Source organism: Amycolatopsis sp. w19 (genome assembly GCF_051373225.1).
Taxonomy (GTDB): Bacteria; Actinomycetota; Actinomycetes; order Mycobacteriales; family Pseudonocardiaceae; genus Amycolatopsis; species Amycolatopsis japonica.
On the sequence record NZ_JBPQFM010000001.1, the window covers coordinates 625,697 to 641,102 of the forward strand.

Consider the following 15,406-nt stretch of genomic DNA (forward strand, 5'->3'; position numbering starts at 1 on the left):
TCGTGAGTGGCGTTCGGGTTAGCACCCGAAACGCCACTCACGACCACCCGCACCGACCACGACACCTTTGCCTCACCCCTCGATAGAACCGTCCTCACCACTCTAGAACCCCTGAGCGGAAGCCAAAAATCCCTGACGGGCGTCGGAAGTGCTGTGCTGCGGCCAAAGGGCTTGCAGGGGTACGTGCACGGCCGGGTGCAGCTCCCTGACCATGACCGCGCCGCCCGCCGCCGGGCCGGGTGGCGCGGTCACGAAGGCGACCGCTTCGCTGTCGAGGACGGCGGTGACGGGTGGCGTTCCCTGGATGGGGTTGCGGCGGACGTGTGGTTCGAATCCCGCGTCGCGGCAGAGGTTGACGAGCAGATCGGTGTATCCGGACCGGCCGGGGTGGCCCCAGACGGTGATCTCTTCGCCGTCGAGGTCGCTCAACCCGAGAGTCTCGCGGTCGGCGAGGCGGTGACCGGCGGCGACGGCGACGTTGAGCCGCTGCCGGATCAGGGTGGTCCCGACCAGGCCGTGCGCGAGGGTCAGCGCGCGGCCGAGGCCGAGGTCCAGTTGTCCGCCGAGCAGTTGTGCGACGAGTTCGTCGGGGTAGCGCTGGTTGACGTCGATGACGAGGTCGGGGTCGGTCTGGTGTTTGCGCAGCAGGGTGGTGACCTCGTCGCCGGTGACGGCGGGGGTGTGGCCGACGCGGAGTCGTTCCGGTTCGCTCCGGCCGATGCGGCGGGCGCGCTGGACGGCGGAGTCGGCGATGCCGTGGAGGAGGTGGGCGTCGGCGATCAGTGCCTGGCCGGCGGGGAGCACGGTGACCCCGGTGGCGCTTCGCTCGAGGAGAGGGACGCCGACTTCCCGCTCGAGCGTGCGCACCGAGGTCGACAGCGCCTGCTGGCTCAGGTGCAGCCTGGTCGCCGCGCGGGTGAAGCTGCCTTCTTCGGCGACGGCGATGAGGTGGTTCAGCTTGTACAGGTCCAGGCCCACCCCGGGGTTCCCCTTCGTTTCCGGTCTACGGCGTCTTGGTCAGGGTAAGGGTCAGCGCGTGGTGTAGCCGCCGTTCGGGAACATCGTCTGGCCGGTGAACCAGCCGCCGTCGGTGGTGAGGAAGCGGATGATCGGCACGATGTCCTCGATTTTCGTCAGTCGTCCGCCCTTGGCCTGGGACTTGTGGAATTCGACCCGCTCGGGGGTTTCCTGCGGGTAGAAGAACGGGGTGTCCATCGGGCCGGGGGCGACGACGTTGACCGAGATGCCGCGGTCGGCGAACTCCTTGGCGGCGGCCCTGGTGAAGTGTTCCAGCGGGGCTTTGCCGCCCGCGTAGGTGGAGTAGCCGTCGGTGAAGGCCGCGAGCAGTGAGGTGCCGAGGCTGATGATCTTGCCGTTGTCGGAGAGGCGCCGTCCGGCTTCCTGGATGAAGAAGTAGGCGGCTTTCGCGTTGACCGCGAACATGCGGTCGTAGTCCTCTTCGGTGGTTTCGAGGATCGGCTTGCGCAGGACCATGCCGGTGGTGTTGACCGCGATGTCGGCGCCGCCGAAGGTGTCGACGGCGGTGTCGAAGAGGCGGCGGACGTCGGCGACCTTGGTCAGGTCGCCTTGGACGGCGACGGCTTCGGAGCCGGAACCGCGGACGGCCTCGACGGTCTTGTCGGCGTCGGCCGCGGAGGCGTCGCCGTGGTAGTGGACGACGACCTTGGCGCCGGCTTCGCCGAGTGTGGTGGAGAGGAGTCCACCGAGGTTCTTCGCGCCGCCGGCGATGATCGCCACTGTTCCGTTCAGGTTCTGTTCGCTCATGACTTCGAACGTAGGAGCCGGGGGCGGGGGCTGGGAAACACAAGATCGAGGTGGGGTCACAAGCGGGGTTTGTGGGCTTTCCCACCTGCGTGGAGCTGGGAATCTCCGGGATCGAACGGCGAGATGACTTCACATTGTGGACACTCTGATCGTGCTCCGAGAAGTCGACGACCTTGATCAGCCCGCTGCCCCCGAGGAGGCGACCCGGCAGGGGCGTCCGGCGCGTGTGTTCGAGAGAGTCCTCGACAGACTGGCGCGGTCGCCTTATCCGAGGGCGATCCTGCTGTATCTCGTGATCCGCACGGCGAGTGTCCAGTTGCTCGATCTGCTGGCGGCCCGGCGTGGTGCGACGTTGACCGATCGGCTGACGGCGTGGGACGGGCAGTGGTATCTGCGGCTGGCGGTGCACGGGTACGCGGATCTGCCGGGGACGCTGGACGCGGCGCGGCAGCCGTATCCGGACGCCCCGATGGCGTTCTTCCCGTTGTATCCGAAGCTCGTCGGTGCGGTGATGTGGCTCGGGCCCGATGTCGTGACGGCGGCGCTGACGGTGTCGGTGCTGGCCGGGCTGGTGCTGGCGTGCGGGCTGATCCGGTTCGGGCGGGCGGTGTCGCCGGAACGGGGTGACCGGACCGGGTTGCTGCTGGTGGCGTTGTGGGCCGGTGCGCCGATGGCGATCGTGTTCTCGATGGCTTACACGGAGGCGGTGTTCTGCGCGCTCGCCGTTTGGGCGCTGGTGGGTGTGCTGGAACGGCGTTGGTTGCTGGCCGGCTTTTGTGCTTTCGGGGCCGGGTTGTCGAGGTCGACGGCGGTGGTGCTGGTCGCGGTGGTGGTCGTGGCCGCGTTGATCGAGGTCTTCCGGCGTGGTGAGAAGCGCTGGTGGGCGCTCGCGGGTGCGGTGATCGCTCCGTTGGGGGTGGCGGGGTATCTGGGGTTCGTCGCGTACCGGACGGGGAGTTGGACCGGCTGGCAGGACATCGAGTTGCGGGGTTGGAACACCGAGTTCGACTTCGGTGCGGAGACCGCGGATTCGGTGCTGGCGCGGTTGACCGGGGACGAGTCGGTGTTCAGCACGCTGACGGTGTTGCTGCTGCTGGGTGCGGTGGCGTTGGTGCTGGTGGCGGCGTTGATCCGGGTGCCGTGGCCGTTGACGCTCTACGGGGCCGGGGTGCTGTTGCTGGCCATCGGCACGCGGGGGCTGCCGGATGCGAAGATCCGGTTCATCCTGCCTGCTTTCCCGGTGCTGGTGCCGATCGCGATCGGGTTGTCGAAGCGGCGGACGGTGACGGCGGTGGCGGCCGCGGTGGCGTGGGTGGTGCTGGGTGCGTGGTTCTCGGCGCACGCGCTGACTGCGTGGCGGTACGCGATCTAGGGCGTGTTTCACGCCCTAGATCGCCTGCCGGGTGCGGTGGTCGGCGACGTGGACCCTGGTGGCGCAGCGGGTTGAGCAGAACCGGCGGCGGCCGTTGCGGGAGACGTCGACGTAGACGGTTTCGCAGCCTTCGCGTGAGCAGACGCCGAAGCGGTCCGGGGCGTCGCAGACGAGGTGCGCGAGTCCGCCTGCGGTGTAGGCCCGGACCCGGGGTGCGGTGCCGGCCTGTGCGTCGACGTAGTGCAGGTGGGGTGCTTTGCCGTCGTGGGTGGAGATGTAGGGCTTGGACGCGGAGTCGTGGAGCAGGGCGTTGACCAGGTCGACGCGGGTGTCCGGGTCGGCTTCGAAGACGCGTCGGAGTCTCTTGGTCCAGGCGACGATTTCGGTCGCTTCGTGGTCCTGTACGGCGGAGACGGTCATGCGGTCCTTGAAGATCGCGGTGAGCGTGGCCGGGTCGGCGGCGTCGCCCAGGTTGACCAGCTCGGCGGCGATCTGCGAGGCAGCCCCGCCGTAAGGGTTGAAGTGCATTGACTCATTACAGCACGATCGGGGTATGGAAGCGAACAAGTGCCCGCGGTGTGGCTGGCCGCTGGCCGAACTGCCTGGAAGTGCGACGACGTCCCAGCGGGTCTCCCAGGGGAGGCTGGAGTACGTCCGATGTCTGTGCGGGAGCTGGCTCGCGCGGGTGGACGGTGTGGTGATCGGGGCGACGAGGTCGCAGCTGGGGTCGGCTCGGCTTTGACGGGGTCGTGAGTGTTTTGGTCGTTAGAGCCAAGGGTGTCTTAAGTACCTACGCGGAGCGCGGCTGCGGCTGATCCAACCTGCGCGGGTCGGCACTAGCGGAGTGGTGTGGGCTGAAGGCTCCCTTCACCGAGTCTGATGCGACGAAAGGAGCCTTCGCCCCCGGTCGGCTACGGGGAGCCGCGGTTCGGGCGCAGGAGCCGCGCCCCTCGCTGCCATCGCCGCCCTTACTCGGTTCTGCGGTACATGAAGGCCCCCTTCGTTGCGTCTAGCGCAAGGAAGGGGGCCTTCATGTACCGCGGCCAACTGCCCCACATTCAGTAGGTACCGAAGGCAGCCTCGGCCTTAACGACCCAAACACCCGGCTCTAGGTGTAGTAGCCCTCGACCGGGACGCGGGCCTCGTCGTACAACGACGGACCATCCAGGCGAACCGGCGGCGCCGTGGCCGGCGGTTTGAGCGCGGTGACCTGTTCGCCGGAAAGGGCGAACACGACGCGGCCCAGGCCCGAGCGTTCGATGGCGCCCTGGCACATCCCGCACGGCTGGCAGCTGGTGTACATCGTGGTCGCCGCGGCGACGGCGGGTTCGAGTTCGCGCGCGGCCCACACGGCGAGTTTCAGCTCCGGGTGCAGGCTGATGTCCGATTGGGACACCGTGGTGTTGTGGTCCTCGGCCAGCACCGTCCCATCGGGGCCGACGAGCAATGAGCCGAAGGGCGGATCGCCGTCGGCGCGGGACTTCGCGGCGAGCTCGATGGCGCGGCGGAGGAACTTCTCGTCTTCGTCGGTCATGGTCGGTCCTGTTCGGTTCGGTATCGGCCCAGTTCCCAGTGTGCGGCGACGGTCGCCAAAGCCTGCCACGCGGATTCCGGCCGCAGGGTCTCTTCGGGATCACCGGAGAACGGGTCGAGGACGACCGTCTCGGCGCCGAGGTGGCGAAGCCGGTCGAGGTCGTCGACGATCTGCTCGATCGTGCCTTCCCCGGCCGCGCGATCGGGTGTGGTGACCGGGCGTTCGGTGATGTTCAGCAGGATCCGCGGCGTGAACGCGGGGACCGGCCGGTCGTGTGCGTCGGCGATGGTCTTGACCCTGGTGAGCGCTTCGGTGAGCCAGGGGAGGGTGGCCCGCAGCGGATGCCAGGCGTCCCCGACCCGGACGGCGCGGCGGATGCCGGCGTCACTGTTGCCGCCGACCCAGATCGGGATGTCGCCGGCGCGGTAGTCGGCGTCGTCGGCCCAGGCCTTCCGGACGGCGTCGAGGTGGTCGTCGGTCAGCCGTCCCCGTTTCTCGAACGGGACGTCGAGGGCTTCGAACTCCTGGCGCGCCCAGCCGGACGCGACGCCGAGCACCAGCCGTCCGTCGCTGAGCTGGTTCAGATTCGCGGCCATGCGGGCGATCAGCAGCGGATGCCGGTACGGGACGATGAGCACGGTGGTGCCCAGCCGGATCCTGGTCGTCACGCCGGCGAGCCACGACAGCGTCGTGAACGGTTCGTAGAACGGCGCCGGGTACTGCTCGGCGACGTCGGGGGTGATGGCGACGTGATCGGACACCATGAGCAGGTCGTAGCCGAGGCCTTCGACCGTGGTGGCCCAGCCGCGGAGGATCCCGGGGTCGGTCCCCGGGCCGAAGTTCGGGACGTTGACACCTATTCGCACAGGTCAAGGCTATCGGCGAGGCGGAAACCCCGGAAGGGATCTTTCCCGGCGTATGGCGGCTTCCGCCGTGGATCTGCCGGTATTCTGGCCGGATGGCCGAGACTCTCGACGCGACGGACTGGGCGATCCTGGTGGAGCTCCAGAAGGACGGACGCCTTCCGCTCACCGAGCTGGGTAAGCGGGTCAGCTTGAGCGCGTCGGCGACGACGGAACGGGTCAAGCGGCTGGAGTCGGCCGGGGTGATCACCGGCTATCGCGCCGAGGTCGACCTGGAGAAGGCCGGGTACGTGGTGCTGGCGGTGGTGCGGTTGAAGTATCCGGGCAGCAAGCACGCGCCGTTGCACAAGCTCCTGGCCGAGCGGACGGAGATCCTCGAATGCCTCCGCACGACCGGCGACGACTGCTATTCGCTGAAGATCGCCTCCCCGTCGATGGGGCGGCTGGAGGAGATCGTCAACGAGCTCGCGCTGCTCGGGAGCACGAACACCAACATCGTCTACAACCAGACGTTGCCCTATCGGGGGCCGCAGGGCCCGTGACCGCACCGGCCACGGGCCCTGCGGATCACGCGGTCTCCCAGAGCCCCATGACGTTGCCTTCCGTGTCCTTGAAATAGGCGGAGAAACCCATGTCGCCGACCGCGGTCCGGCCGACGAGCGTCGCGCCGCCCTGCTTCTCGATGACCGCGAGCGTGTCGTCGACGCTGTCGACGTCGAGCACGATCACCGGGCCCGACGCGGGGCTGAACTCCTTCGCCAGCATGCCGCCGTTGATGTAGCCCGGCTCCGAGGGCATGCCGGTCTCGGCGGTCGGCCCCGAAGCGACCATCGTGTAGTCCATCCCGGGCATCGTGTCGGCCTTCCAACCGAAGACCTCCCGGTAGAAGCCACGTGCGCGTTCGCCGTCCTCGAACGGAATCTCGAAATGCACGACCCGTCCGGCCATGGTCATCAACTCCTGTCGTGGCGTCGGATTCGGAACGCCACCAGCCAATAACCGCCGGACCTGGCGCGCTAGAGGACTTCGCCCTCGCCGAACCACCGGCGCAACGCCTCGGCCAGCTCGTCCTGGTCTTCGCCGACCCAGGCCACGTGTCCGTCCGGGCGCAGCAGTACCGCAGGTACCTCGAGTTCCTCGCTGGTGTCGACGACGTGGTCGACCCGATCCGCCCAGCCTCGCGCCGAGAGCGAGCCGGTCTGGTCGAGCAGCAGGCCGCGGCCGCCGCGGGTCAGTCCGTAGAGATGGCCCTGCTTGAGCTCCAGGTCGCGCATGCGGCGGCCGAGCAGTTCGTGTCCCTCGCCGAAGTCGTAGCGGATCGCGGTCGCGGTGATCTTCTCGGTCAGATACCGGCTGACGTCCTCGAAGTCCATCAGTTCCGCCAGCAGCCGCCGGACCGCCTGCGAGCCCGGATCGAGCGACATCAGCTGCATTTGCGCGCGGGTGTTGTCGAGTACCGCGGCGGCCACGGGATGCCGTTCGGTGTGGTAGGTGTCCAGCAGGTCGTCCGGCGCCCAGCCGTTGATCGCGCCCGCGAGTTTCCAGCCGAGGTTGAACGCGTCCTGCACGCCGAGGTTGAGCCCCTGCCCGCCGACCGGCGGGTGGATGTGCGCCGCGTCGCCCGCCAGGAACGCGCGTCCCGCCCGGTAGCGCTCGGCCAGCCGCGTCGCGTCGCCGAAGCGGGAGAGCCAGCGTGGCGAGTGCACGCCGAAGTCGCTTCCGGCGACCGCTTTGAGCTGTCGTTTGATCTCGTCGAAGGTCGGCGGGATCCGCGGGTCCTCGGCGAGGCCTTCGGCGGGCACGCCGACCCGGTACACCCCGTCGCCGATGGGGGAGAGGCCGAACCGCAGCTGGGTCTTGCGGACCTCGGTCATCACGGCGAGCACAGTTTCCCAGTCCTCGGTCAGTTCCATCTCGCCCAGGAGTGTCTCGGCGGTGGCGGGCTCGCCGGGGAAGTCGATCCCGAGGAGCTTGCGCACGGTGCTGCGGCCGCCGTCGCAGCCGACGAGGTAGCGCGAACGCAGCTTCGTCCCGTCGGCCAGTTCGACGTCCACGCCGTCCTCGTCCTGCGTCAGGCCGGTCACTTCGCAGCCGCGCCGGATGTCGACGCCGACCTCGGCGGCGTGGTCGATGAGCAGGCGGTCGGTGACGGTCTGGGGGATGCCGAGGATGTAGGCGTGCGCGCTGTCCAGCACGGGCGCCGGTTTGATGATGCCCGCGAAGGAGCCGCCGACCGGATACTTCTTGCCGTATTCGAGGAAACGCTCCAGCAGACCGCGCTGGTCCATCACCTCGATGCTGCGCGCGTGCAGGCCCATCGAGCGGACGACCTTGGACTGTTCCGGATCCTTTTCCAGGACGACGACCTGCACGCCGTGCAGTCGCAGTTCGGCGCCCAGCATCATGCCGGTCGGTCCGCCGCCGGCGATGATCACGTCGATCAAGAGTTCCCCCGATTGTCGAGCTCGTGTTGTCCGGCGGGGGATTCTGCGGCATGACCGGGGTCTTGCCGCAAGCCCCCAGGTGCGTTATACGTTAGAAGTGGCAGGGAGAGTCGATCTCTCTGCCGTTGTCGTTTCAGTCCGCGGTGGACGGACAAACCCCCGTTAGAGGCAGCAGGGCATCATTGTGACCTGTGACGAACTTGTTCGTAACGAACATGTTCGTTACAGTGGTGGCATGGCACCTGCGAAGAGCCGCCGGGAGCGACCGGCCAAACCCGCGCTGACCCGCGACGGCATCGTCGCCGCCGCGGTCGCGATCCTGCGCGAGGAAGGCCTGCGCAAGGTCACGATGCGCCGCCTGGCGCAGGAACTCGACACCGGCGCGGCCTCGCTCTACGTCTACGTCCGCAACACCGCGGAACTGCACGCGGCGATCCTGGACGAACTCCTCGGCACCATCACGCTGCCGCCGGCCGAAGGCTCCTGGCGCGACCGGCTCGAACGGCTGCTCACGGCCTACACCAAAACGCTGCTGGAGTACCCCGGTCTCGCCCTCTCCGCGCTGGTGGCCCGCCCGAGCGGCGAGAACTACCTCGGCCTGGTCGAGAACCTGCTCGCCCTGCTCGCCGAGGGCGACGTGCCCGCCGAGCGGCGCGCCTGGGGGATCGACATCCTCCTGCAGCACGCGACGTCGACCGCGGCCGAACACGCCGAGCAGGACTCGCCGGACGACTGGGACGCACTGGCCCGCGCCGTGCGGGACGCCGACGAGACGACCCATCCCCAGATCGCCGCCCATGCGGCCGACCTGCTCACCGGACGGCCCGAGCAGCGGATGTCGTGGGGACTGCAGGTGCTGATCACCGGAATCGCGCACACCGGCCTGCCGCCGGAAAGGAACCCGACATGACCACACACCACCCCATCGCGATCATCGGCGCCGGCCTCGGCGGACTCACCCTGGCCCGCGTCCTGCACGTCAACGGCGTCGAGGCCGCGGTCTTCGACCTCGACGCGTCACCGTCCGCCCGCACACAGGGCGGCATGCTCGACATCCACGAGGATTCCGGACAGGTCGCGTTGCGCGCCGCCGGTCTCCACGACGAGTTCCGCACGCTGGTGCACACCGGCGGCGAGGCCATGCGCATCCTCGACCGGCACGCGGTCGTGCACCTGGACGAGACCGACGACGGGGACGGCGGGCGCCCTGAAGTCGCCCGAGGCGACCTCCGCGACCTGCTGCTCGGCTCCTTGCCCGACGGCACCGTGCGCTGGGGCGCCAAAAGCACCGGCGCACGCCCGCTCGGCGACGGCAGGCACGAGGTGTCCCTGGCCGACGGCGCATCGTTCACCACGGACCTGCTGATCGGTGCCGACGGCGCGTGGTCCAAGGTCCGCCGCCTGGTCTCCGACGCCGAACCTGCCTATGAAGGCATCTCCTTCGTCGACATCCACCTCCACGACGCCAAGGAACGTCACCCCGCGAGCGCCGCGCTCGCCGGCGACGGCATGTTCTTCGCACTCGGTGCGGACAAAGGGCTTCTGGGACACCACGACAGCACCGGCAGCCTCCACGTCTACATCGCGCTCAAGGTCGCCGAGGACTGGATCTCCACCATCGATTTCAACGACACCACGGCGGCGAAGGCCGCCGTATTGGACCACTTCGACGGCTGGGACACCGGTCTGCGCACGCTGATCACCGACGCCGACGGCGAACTGACCCCTCGGCTGATCCACGCACTGCCCATCGGTCACCGCTGGGATCGGGTGCCCGGTGTCACCCTCATCGGGGACGCCGCCCATCTGATGTCGCCGTTCGCCGGCGAGGGCGCCAACCTCGCGATGCTCGACGGCGCCGAACTCGGCCTCGCGCTCGCCGCGCATCCCGGCGACGTCGAAGCCGCACTGAAGGCCTACGAGACGGAACTGTTCCCGCGCAGTGAGGCGTCGGCGGCGGAATCCGCCGAAAGCCTCGTCCTCTGCTTCGCCGAAGACTCCCCGAAGCCGTTGCTGGAGCGCTTCGCGTCCTACCGCTGAGCCGACCCCGCCGGCTGGGAGCGCCTGGCGTAGGCGCGGGCGGCACGGGCCCGGTCGCCGCAGCGCACGGAACACCACTGGCGCCGCCCGTTGCGCAGGAAGAACCGCGTGCACGGCGGGGAACCGCAGGCCGCGATCCGCTCCGCGTCCGGCCCGGTCAGCAGATCCGCGGCGTTGGCGGCGAGGGTCGCCAACGCGTACTCGACGATCTGGGTGATCGGATGCGACGCGGTGCGATACAGCCCCCGTGCCGGGTCCCAACGCAGCAGTTCGGCGGTGGGCGCCTTGCTCAGCGCCTCGTTGACGGCGTTGAGCGCGCTCTGCGGAGCCGGGTCCGAACAGGAACGCGACGCGAGCAAGATCCGCACCTGCTCACGCAACGAGCGGACCAGACCGGCGCACAGCTCCTGAAGACCGGCGTCGACCGGGGCGAGGCCCCGTTCGACGAGCCAGTCCGTCGCGGCCACCGGAGTGCCGAGCAAATCGGTGAACTGGCCGCCGGGCAGCGCGATCGTGGTGTTGGCGAGCGCCAGCGCGACGTACTGCTCGGCGCCCGGGGCAGGAGGAAGGGCAGCGGTGTCGTCCACGTTCTCATGGTAGGTGCTGAGTTCATCCATGAGAAACTCTCACGGAAGTAGTTGCGGTCTTCCGTGACAACTGGATAGGGTCACTCACGGAAAGAACAATACCTATCCGTGAGGTGGATGATGAACCAGATCAGCGACCAGCTCTCCGTCCAGGTCTTCGGCGGGCCGACCGCCCTGATCGAGTACGGCGGCCTGCGGTTCCTGACCGACCCGACCTTCGACGAGCCCGGCCACTACCCGAGGCCGAACGGGAGACCCGGCCTCACCAAGACGGCGCCGTCGTCGGCGAACCCCGCGGACCTCGGCCACCTCGACGCCGTCCTGCTCTCCCACGACGAGCACCCGGACAACCTCGACCACTCCGGCCGGAAACTGCTCGCCGACGTGCCGCTGACCCTCACCACGGCCAGCGGTGCGGGCAGGCTTGGAGGCACCGCGAAAGGGCTGGAGAACTGGGAAACCGTCGAACTGGACCGGCCGGGCGGAGGAGTCGTGACCGTGACCGCCGCACCCGCGGTCCACGGACCTTCGCCGGACAAGGTCAGCGGTGACGTCGTCGGCTTCGTGCTCACCGGCGACGGCCTGCCGACGGTCTACGTCAGCGGCGACAACGCCTCGCTCGACGTCGTCCGGCAGGTCGCGGAACGATTCGGGCCGGTCGACACCGCCGTGCTCTTCGCCGGGGCCCCGCGTCTGAAGCCGGTCTTCGACGGCGCCCTGCTCGTCCTCGACAGCGAGCTTGCCGCCGAGGCGACGCGCATCCTCGGCGCCCGCACGGTCGTCCCCGTGCACATCGACAGCTGGAACCACTTCACCGAAGGCCGCGACGAGCTGGTGGCCGCGTTCACCACGGCCGGGCTGGCCGATCGGCTGCGCCTGAGCCGAGCTTGATCGTCTACGTTCGGGGTACGCCGACGAGAAAGCGAGCACCGCCATTCCCTCCACCACGCTGAGCATCCCCACGCCCGACAGCCGGTCCGACGCCTTCGCCGCCTACCCCGGGCAAGGCGGAACGCATCCGGGTGTCCTCCTGTACCCGGACGCGTTCGGGCCACGCCCCGTCCTGTGGGACATGGCCCGCGAACTGGCCGACCACGGCTACTACGTCCTGATTCCCAATGTCTTTTACCGGCATCGCCCGGCGCCGGTGTTCGACCTTCCCGACCACATCACCGCCGAAGACCGCCCCGCGCTGTTCGGCCAGATCATGCCGCTCATCGAGGCGCACACCACCGAACGCGCCCTGGGCGACGCCGGCGCCTACCTCGACTTCCTCACTGCCCAGCCCGAGGTCGGCGCCGGACCCGTCGCCGCGATCGGTTACTGCATGGGCGCGGTCCTCGCGATGCGTACCGCGACGGCCCACCCCGACCGGGTCGCCGCCGTCGCGGGATTCCACCCCGGAGCCCTCGTCACCGACCAACCCGACAGTCCCCATCGGCAGATCCCTGGCCTCACCGCGAAAGTCCACCTCGGCCTCGCCGAGGGCGACATGACACCCGAGGCGATCACCGAGATCAGCCACGCGTTCGACGCCGCAGGAGTCGACTACAGCTGCGAGATCTATCCCGGCACGGTTCACGGCTACACCATGTCCGACACCGATGCCTTCGACGCCGCCGGATCGCGACGCCATTGGGAGAGGCTGCTCGCCCTCCTCGGGAGCACGTTCAAGGCGTGAGTTCTTCTGGGCGACAGCGCAATCTCTCCGTGACGCGGTCGAGCGGGGAGGATTCGGGACGTTGAGCGTCCCGAATCCTCCCCGCTCGAATCACCTGACCGGTCCGATGTTGGCTGCTCGGCGTGCCAGGTGCCGACGATGTGGGAATTGGGACGTTGAATGTCCTAATTCCCACATCGTCGGGGGCAGCACGGGTCTCGAAGCTTGATCAACGGAGGATTTGGGACGCTCAACGTCCCGAATCCTCCGTTGATCAAGCTCCCGCCCAGCGGGCGGGCAAATACAGGTCCACCAGAACCGTCCTTGCCACTCACGACCACCCAGCGGAGTGCCAGGTCAGGGCGCGGCCGACGGAAGATCCAAGATGCCGGTGGCCTGCGACCAGACACAACGCCACATGCCGCCGGCATCGGTGTACACGTCGGTGTGCCACGCCTCGTGCCGCGGGATGTCCGCGCCGTCGACGGTGAGTTCGATGGCGCACCGGTAGCGGAGGACGACGACGTCGGTGCCGACGATGGCGTCCACGTCACCGATCAGCGCCAGTTCCCGGTAGACGACCCGCCCGGTGGTCAGGAGATCCAGGTATTCGGCCTTCGTCCACACCGTGCCGGTCGGGTTGCACAACCGGTACTCCTCGGCGTGCAAGCGGTCGTAGGTGCCGCGATCCACGTCGAGGAGACATCGGATCCGGTCCTGCTCGGCCTTGACCACCCGGCCGGCCACATCGTCGGTCATACCCGCTCCTGTTCACTCGTTCTTGGTGACGGCGAGAATGAGCCGGTCGGCGGCCCACAACGCGACGCCGATGACGCTGGGCCAGGTCAGCCCGACGGCGATCAACCCGGCTCCGACGCCGAGAAACAGCGCCGTTTCCAGGATGAACCGGATCGACTCTGCCAGCACGAAGCGTGCCTTCTCAGCGAGGAACAGTCCCCAGAACACCGCGACGGCGAGCGGAGCGAGGACCACGGCCACCCACCGCCATCCGTCCGGCCCCAGCCGCCAGGCGACGACCGCCGCACCGGTCAGCAGGGCGAGCTCGAGGAGGAACCGCACGATCAGCGCGGTTCCGCGCACACCGTGGAGTGGTTCGGACAGCTGCTCGCTCATGGCTTCCCCTGTGTGCTCAGCCGAGGTGGACAACGGTACCGAGCCCCTCCGCCCGGGCCTGCGCGGAGACCGCCGCGTACAGCGCGACGTCGAGGACTCCCATGCCGAACGGGTTCAGCACCACGTACGGCGACGCGACCCCGTCCGCGCTGTGCCGTCCCGTGAGGATTCCGCCCAGCGTGCCGTCGAGGGGACGTGCGGACCCGGCGGAACCGGGGCGTCCGAACATGCCTTCCGCCATCAGGCGGCCCAGCGGCCGGCGCGGGTTGTCGGCGACCAGGTCCACGTCGTCGACGTACACCGCCGCCGCGTCGCGGAACGCCGCGTCCGTCAGGTCGCCGAGGGAGACGTTGATCAGCAACGCGCTCGGTGACGCCCAGTCCGGCTCGACGTAGCCCACGTCCATCGTGGTCGTGAACACGGCGATCTCGGCCGCGGACACCGCTTCCCGCGCGGTCGGGCAGACCTGCACCGAGATCCCCGGCAGAGTGTCGGCCAAGGCCCGCGCGGCCTCCGGAGACCGGTCGTACAGCGTGACCTTCCGCAGTGACGGCAGCCGTTCGGCGAGCAGCGCCGCGTGCATCCGGCCCTGTGCGCCGCAACCGACGACGGCCAGCGAAACCGCGCCGCCGTACCCGAGTGCGTCCACCCCCACCGCGCTCACCGCCGCCGTCCGGACCGCGCTCAGCAGACCGGCTTCCATGATCGTGGTGATACGGGCGGTCTCCGCGTCGAAGCACAGGCCGATCCCGCCCGCGCGTTCCAGCCCGCTGGCCGGGTTCGACACGCTGGCGTTGATGATCTTCATGCCGTACGCCGACCGCACCGCGCCCGGCATCCCGATCGACCGGGTGTAGGCGCCTTGCGAGTTCTCCCAGCGCAAGTACGCCTCGGCGGGCAGGAGACCGACGCCGCGGTCGTGGTCGGCCAGGGTCTCGCGGACGACGCCGACCGGGTCGACGTTCGTCAGGCATTTACGGACCTCGTCGCGGGACAGCATCGTCACCTCGCCCGCACCGGCCAGGCCGCTGTCGGCCACGTCGAACCAGCTCATGCCAGGTCCTCCCCGCCACACCACTCGAGCGCGGCCATCGCGCTGTACAGCTTGTTCTCCGCCTGGGCGAAGGCGATGGAACGCGGCCCGTCGAGCACGTCGGCCGTGACCTCCTCGCCCCGGTGCGCGGGCAGGTCGTGCAGGAACACCGCGTCCGGGCTGGTCCGCCACAGGTCAGCGGTCACTTGGAACGGCGCGAACACCGTGCGCCAATCGGGGTCCGGTTTGGCCGTTCCCGTCGTCTGCCATCGGGTGGTGTAGACGATGTCGACGCCGCCGGGCAGATCGTGGACATCGTGTCGCTCCACAAGGGACGAACCATGCCGGGCGGCGTGCTTGCCCGCGCGCTCCAGGACGTCCCGGTCGACGCCGTAGCCCGGCGGGGTGCGAAGGTGCAGTTCGGTGCCGGGGAACCGGCTGAGCGCCAGCGCCAAGGCCGCCGCCGTGTTGTTGCCCTCGCCGACGTACAGCATGCGGACGCCGTCGACGCGGCCGAAACGCTGGACGATCGTCGTCAGATCCGCCAGCGCCTGGGTCGGATGCTCGTCGGCGCTCATCGCGTTGACGACCGCCATCCGGTCCTGCGCCGCGATGGCCCGCAGCTCAGCCGGATCGCCCGCGGTGCGCGCCACCAGGAAGTCCAGCATCGACGACAGCACGCGTCCGGTGTCCTCGATCGACTCCCCGGTGTTGGTCTGCAGATCGTTCGGGCCGTACGCGATGATCCGGGCGCCCAGCCGCAGCGCACCCGCGGAGAACGCGGTACGCGTGCGGGTGGAGGTCTTGCGGAAGTGGATACCGACGACCGCACCGTCCAAAGTGGAGTACGTCGCGCACGGCCGTTCCGCCAGCGCGACCGCCCGGCGGACGATGGCGCGCAGATCGTCGTCGGTCAGGTCGTCGAGTGAGATGAGGTGACGCAAGAGAAGGCTC

The 15,406-nt window shown here is 69.0% G+C and carries 19 protein-coding genes; 7 read left to right on the forward strand and 12 right to left on the reverse strand.

Annotated elements, in window-relative coordinates; all coding sequences use genetic code 11:
• Positions 1-102 precede the first annotated feature (102 nt).
• On the reverse strand, positions 103-978 hold the full coding sequence (locus ACSMFO_RS02850; protein WP_436456783.1) for a LysR family transcriptional regulator: 876 nt from the start codon (positions 976-978) through the stop codon (positions 103-105).
• A gap of 51 nt (positions 979-1,029) precedes the next feature.
• The gene (locus ACSMFO_RS02855; RefSeq protein WP_436456784.1) at positions 1,030-1,785 is read right to left on the reverse strand and encodes an SDR family oxidoreductase; all 756 of its coding nucleotides are present in this window, start codon (positions 1,783-1,785) and stop codon (positions 1,030-1,032) included.
• A gap of 151 nt (positions 1,786-1,936) precedes the next feature.
• On the opposite strand from ACSMFO_RS02855, the gene ACSMFO_RS02860 reads away from it, so the two are divergent.
• Positions 1,937-3,157, forward strand: coding sequence for a hypothetical protein (locus tag ACSMFO_RS02860; RefSeq protein WP_436456785.1), 1,221 nt, complete (start codon positions 1,937-1,939; stop codon positions 3,155-3,157).
• A gap of 15 nt (positions 3,158-3,172) precedes the next feature.
• On the opposite strand, the gene ACSMFO_RS02865 is transcribed toward ACSMFO_RS02860, so the two are convergent.
• Positions 3,173-3,685 (reverse strand): CGNR zinc finger domain-containing protein, encoded by a 513-nt coding sequence (locus tag ACSMFO_RS02865; protein ID WP_436456786.1) that lies wholly within the window; start codon positions 3,683-3,685, stop codon positions 3,173-3,175.
• Positions 3,686-3,710: 25 nt separating this feature from the next.
• Here ACSMFO_RS02865 and ACSMFO_RS02870 point away from each other — a divergent pair, with 25 nt between their 5' ends.
• The gene (locus ACSMFO_RS02870; protein ID WP_037337860.1) at positions 3,711-3,899 is read left to right on the forward strand and encodes a hypothetical protein; all 189 of its coding nucleotides are present in this window, start codon (positions 3,711-3,713) and stop codon (positions 3,897-3,899) included.
• Between the two features lie 366 nt (positions 3,900-4,265).
• On the opposite strand, the gene ACSMFO_RS02875 is transcribed toward ACSMFO_RS02870, so the two are convergent.
• Positions 4,266-4,691 carry a nucleoside deaminase gene (locus ACSMFO_RS02875; protein WP_436456787.1) on the reverse strand — a complete coding sequence of 142 codons (426 nt, stop codon included), beginning with the start codon at positions 4,689-4,691 and terminating at the stop codon, positions 4,266-4,268.
• Positions 4,688-5,557, reverse strand: coding sequence for an LLM class flavin-dependent oxidoreductase (locus ACSMFO_RS02880; protein ID WP_436456788.1), 870 nt, complete (start codon positions 5,555-5,557; stop codon positions 4,688-4,690). Before ACSMFO_RS02880 ends, ACSMFO_RS02875 begins: the two co-directional genes overlap by 4 nt.
• A gap of 92 nt (positions 5,558-5,649) precedes the next feature.
• Here ACSMFO_RS02880 and ACSMFO_RS02885 point away from each other — a divergent pair, with 92 nt between their 5' ends.
• The gene (locus ACSMFO_RS02885; protein ID WP_436456789.1) at positions 5,650-6,096 is read left to right on the forward strand and encodes an Lrp/AsnC family transcriptional regulator; all 447 of its coding nucleotides are present in this window, start codon (positions 5,650-5,652) and stop codon (positions 6,094-6,096) included.
• Between the two features lie 25 nt (positions 6,097-6,121).
• Here the strand turns inward: ACSMFO_RS02885 and ACSMFO_RS02890 are convergent, their stop codons facing one another.
• The gene (locus ACSMFO_RS02890) at positions 6,122-6,502 is read right to left on the reverse strand and encodes a VOC family protein (RefSeq protein WP_038523413.1); all 381 of its coding nucleotides are present in this window, start codon (positions 6,500-6,502) and stop codon (positions 6,122-6,124) included.
• Positions 6,503-6,570: 68 nt separating this feature from the next.
• Complete coding sequence (gene rox / locus ACSMFO_RS02895; RefSeq protein ID WP_436456790.1) at positions 6,571-7,998, reverse strand: rifampin monooxygenase; 1,428 nt, start codon at positions 7,996-7,998, stop codon at positions 6,571-6,573.
• Between the two features lie 235 nt (positions 7,999-8,233).
• On the opposite strand from rox, the gene ACSMFO_RS02900 reads away from it, so the two are divergent.
• A complete protein-coding gene (locus ACSMFO_RS02900; protein WP_436456791.1) occupies positions 8,234-8,908 on the forward strand; it encodes a TetR/AcrR family transcriptional regulator in 675 nt (224 codons plus the stop codon).
• Positions 8,905-10,038, forward strand: a complete 1,134-nt coding sequence (locus ACSMFO_RS02905) for an FAD-dependent oxidoreductase (RefSeq protein ID WP_436456792.1) — start codon at positions 8,905-8,907, stop codon at positions 10,036-10,038. The genes ACSMFO_RS02900 and ACSMFO_RS02905 overlap by 4 nt, the downstream gene beginning before the upstream one ends.
• On the opposite strand, the gene ACSMFO_RS02910 is transcribed toward ACSMFO_RS02905, so the two are convergent.
• On the reverse strand, positions 10,029-10,655 hold the full coding sequence (locus tag ACSMFO_RS02910; protein WP_436456793.1) for a CGNR zinc finger domain-containing protein: 627 nt from the start codon (positions 10,653-10,655) through the stop codon (positions 10,029-10,031). The two genes, ACSMFO_RS02905 and ACSMFO_RS02910, sit on opposite strands and share 10 nt — an antisense overlap.
• A 90-nt stretch (positions 10,656-10,745) precedes the next feature.
• On the opposite strand from ACSMFO_RS02910, the gene ACSMFO_RS02915 reads away from it, so the two are divergent.
• On the forward strand, positions 10,746-11,516 hold the full coding sequence (locus ACSMFO_RS02915) for an MBL fold metallo-hydrolase (protein WP_436456794.1): 771 nt from the start codon (positions 10,746-10,748) through the stop codon (positions 11,514-11,516).
• Between the two features lie 43 nt (positions 11,517-11,559).
• Complete coding sequence (locus tag ACSMFO_RS02920; RefSeq protein WP_436457065.1) at positions 11,560-12,306, forward strand: dienelactone hydrolase family protein; 747 nt, start codon at positions 11,560-11,562, stop codon at positions 12,304-12,306.
• 336 nt (positions 12,307-12,642) lie between these two features.
• On the opposite strand, the gene ACSMFO_RS02925 is transcribed toward ACSMFO_RS02920, so the two are convergent.
• Genes ACSMFO_RS02925 through ACSMFO_RS02940 form a run of 4 tightly spaced genes read right to left on the reverse strand, consistent with a single transcriptional unit; the run spans position 12,643 to position 15,396 of the window.
• Complete coding sequence (locus tag ACSMFO_RS02925) at positions 12,643-13,044, reverse strand: nuclear transport factor 2 family protein (RefSeq protein WP_436456795.1); 402 nt, start codon at positions 13,042-13,044, stop codon at positions 12,643-12,645.
• A gap of 12 nt (positions 13,045-13,056) precedes the next feature.
• On the reverse strand, positions 13,057-13,419 hold the full coding sequence (locus ACSMFO_RS02930; RefSeq protein WP_436456796.1) for a YrdB family protein: 363 nt from the start codon (positions 13,417-13,419) through the stop codon (positions 13,057-13,059).
• 16 nt (positions 13,420-13,435) lie between these two features.
• A complete protein-coding gene (locus ACSMFO_RS02935; protein ID WP_436456797.1) occupies positions 13,436-14,473 on the reverse strand; it encodes an ornithine cyclodeaminase in 1,038 nt (345 codons plus the stop codon).
• Positions 14,470-15,396: an ornithine carbamoyltransferase gene (locus ACSMFO_RS02940; protein ID WP_436456798.1), complete on the reverse strand. Its 927-nt coding sequence runs from the start codon at positions 15,394-15,396 to the stop codon at positions 14,470-14,472. The genes ACSMFO_RS02935 and ACSMFO_RS02940 overlap by 4 nt, the downstream gene beginning before the upstream one ends.
• Positions 15,397-15,406 lie beyond the last annotated feature (10 nt).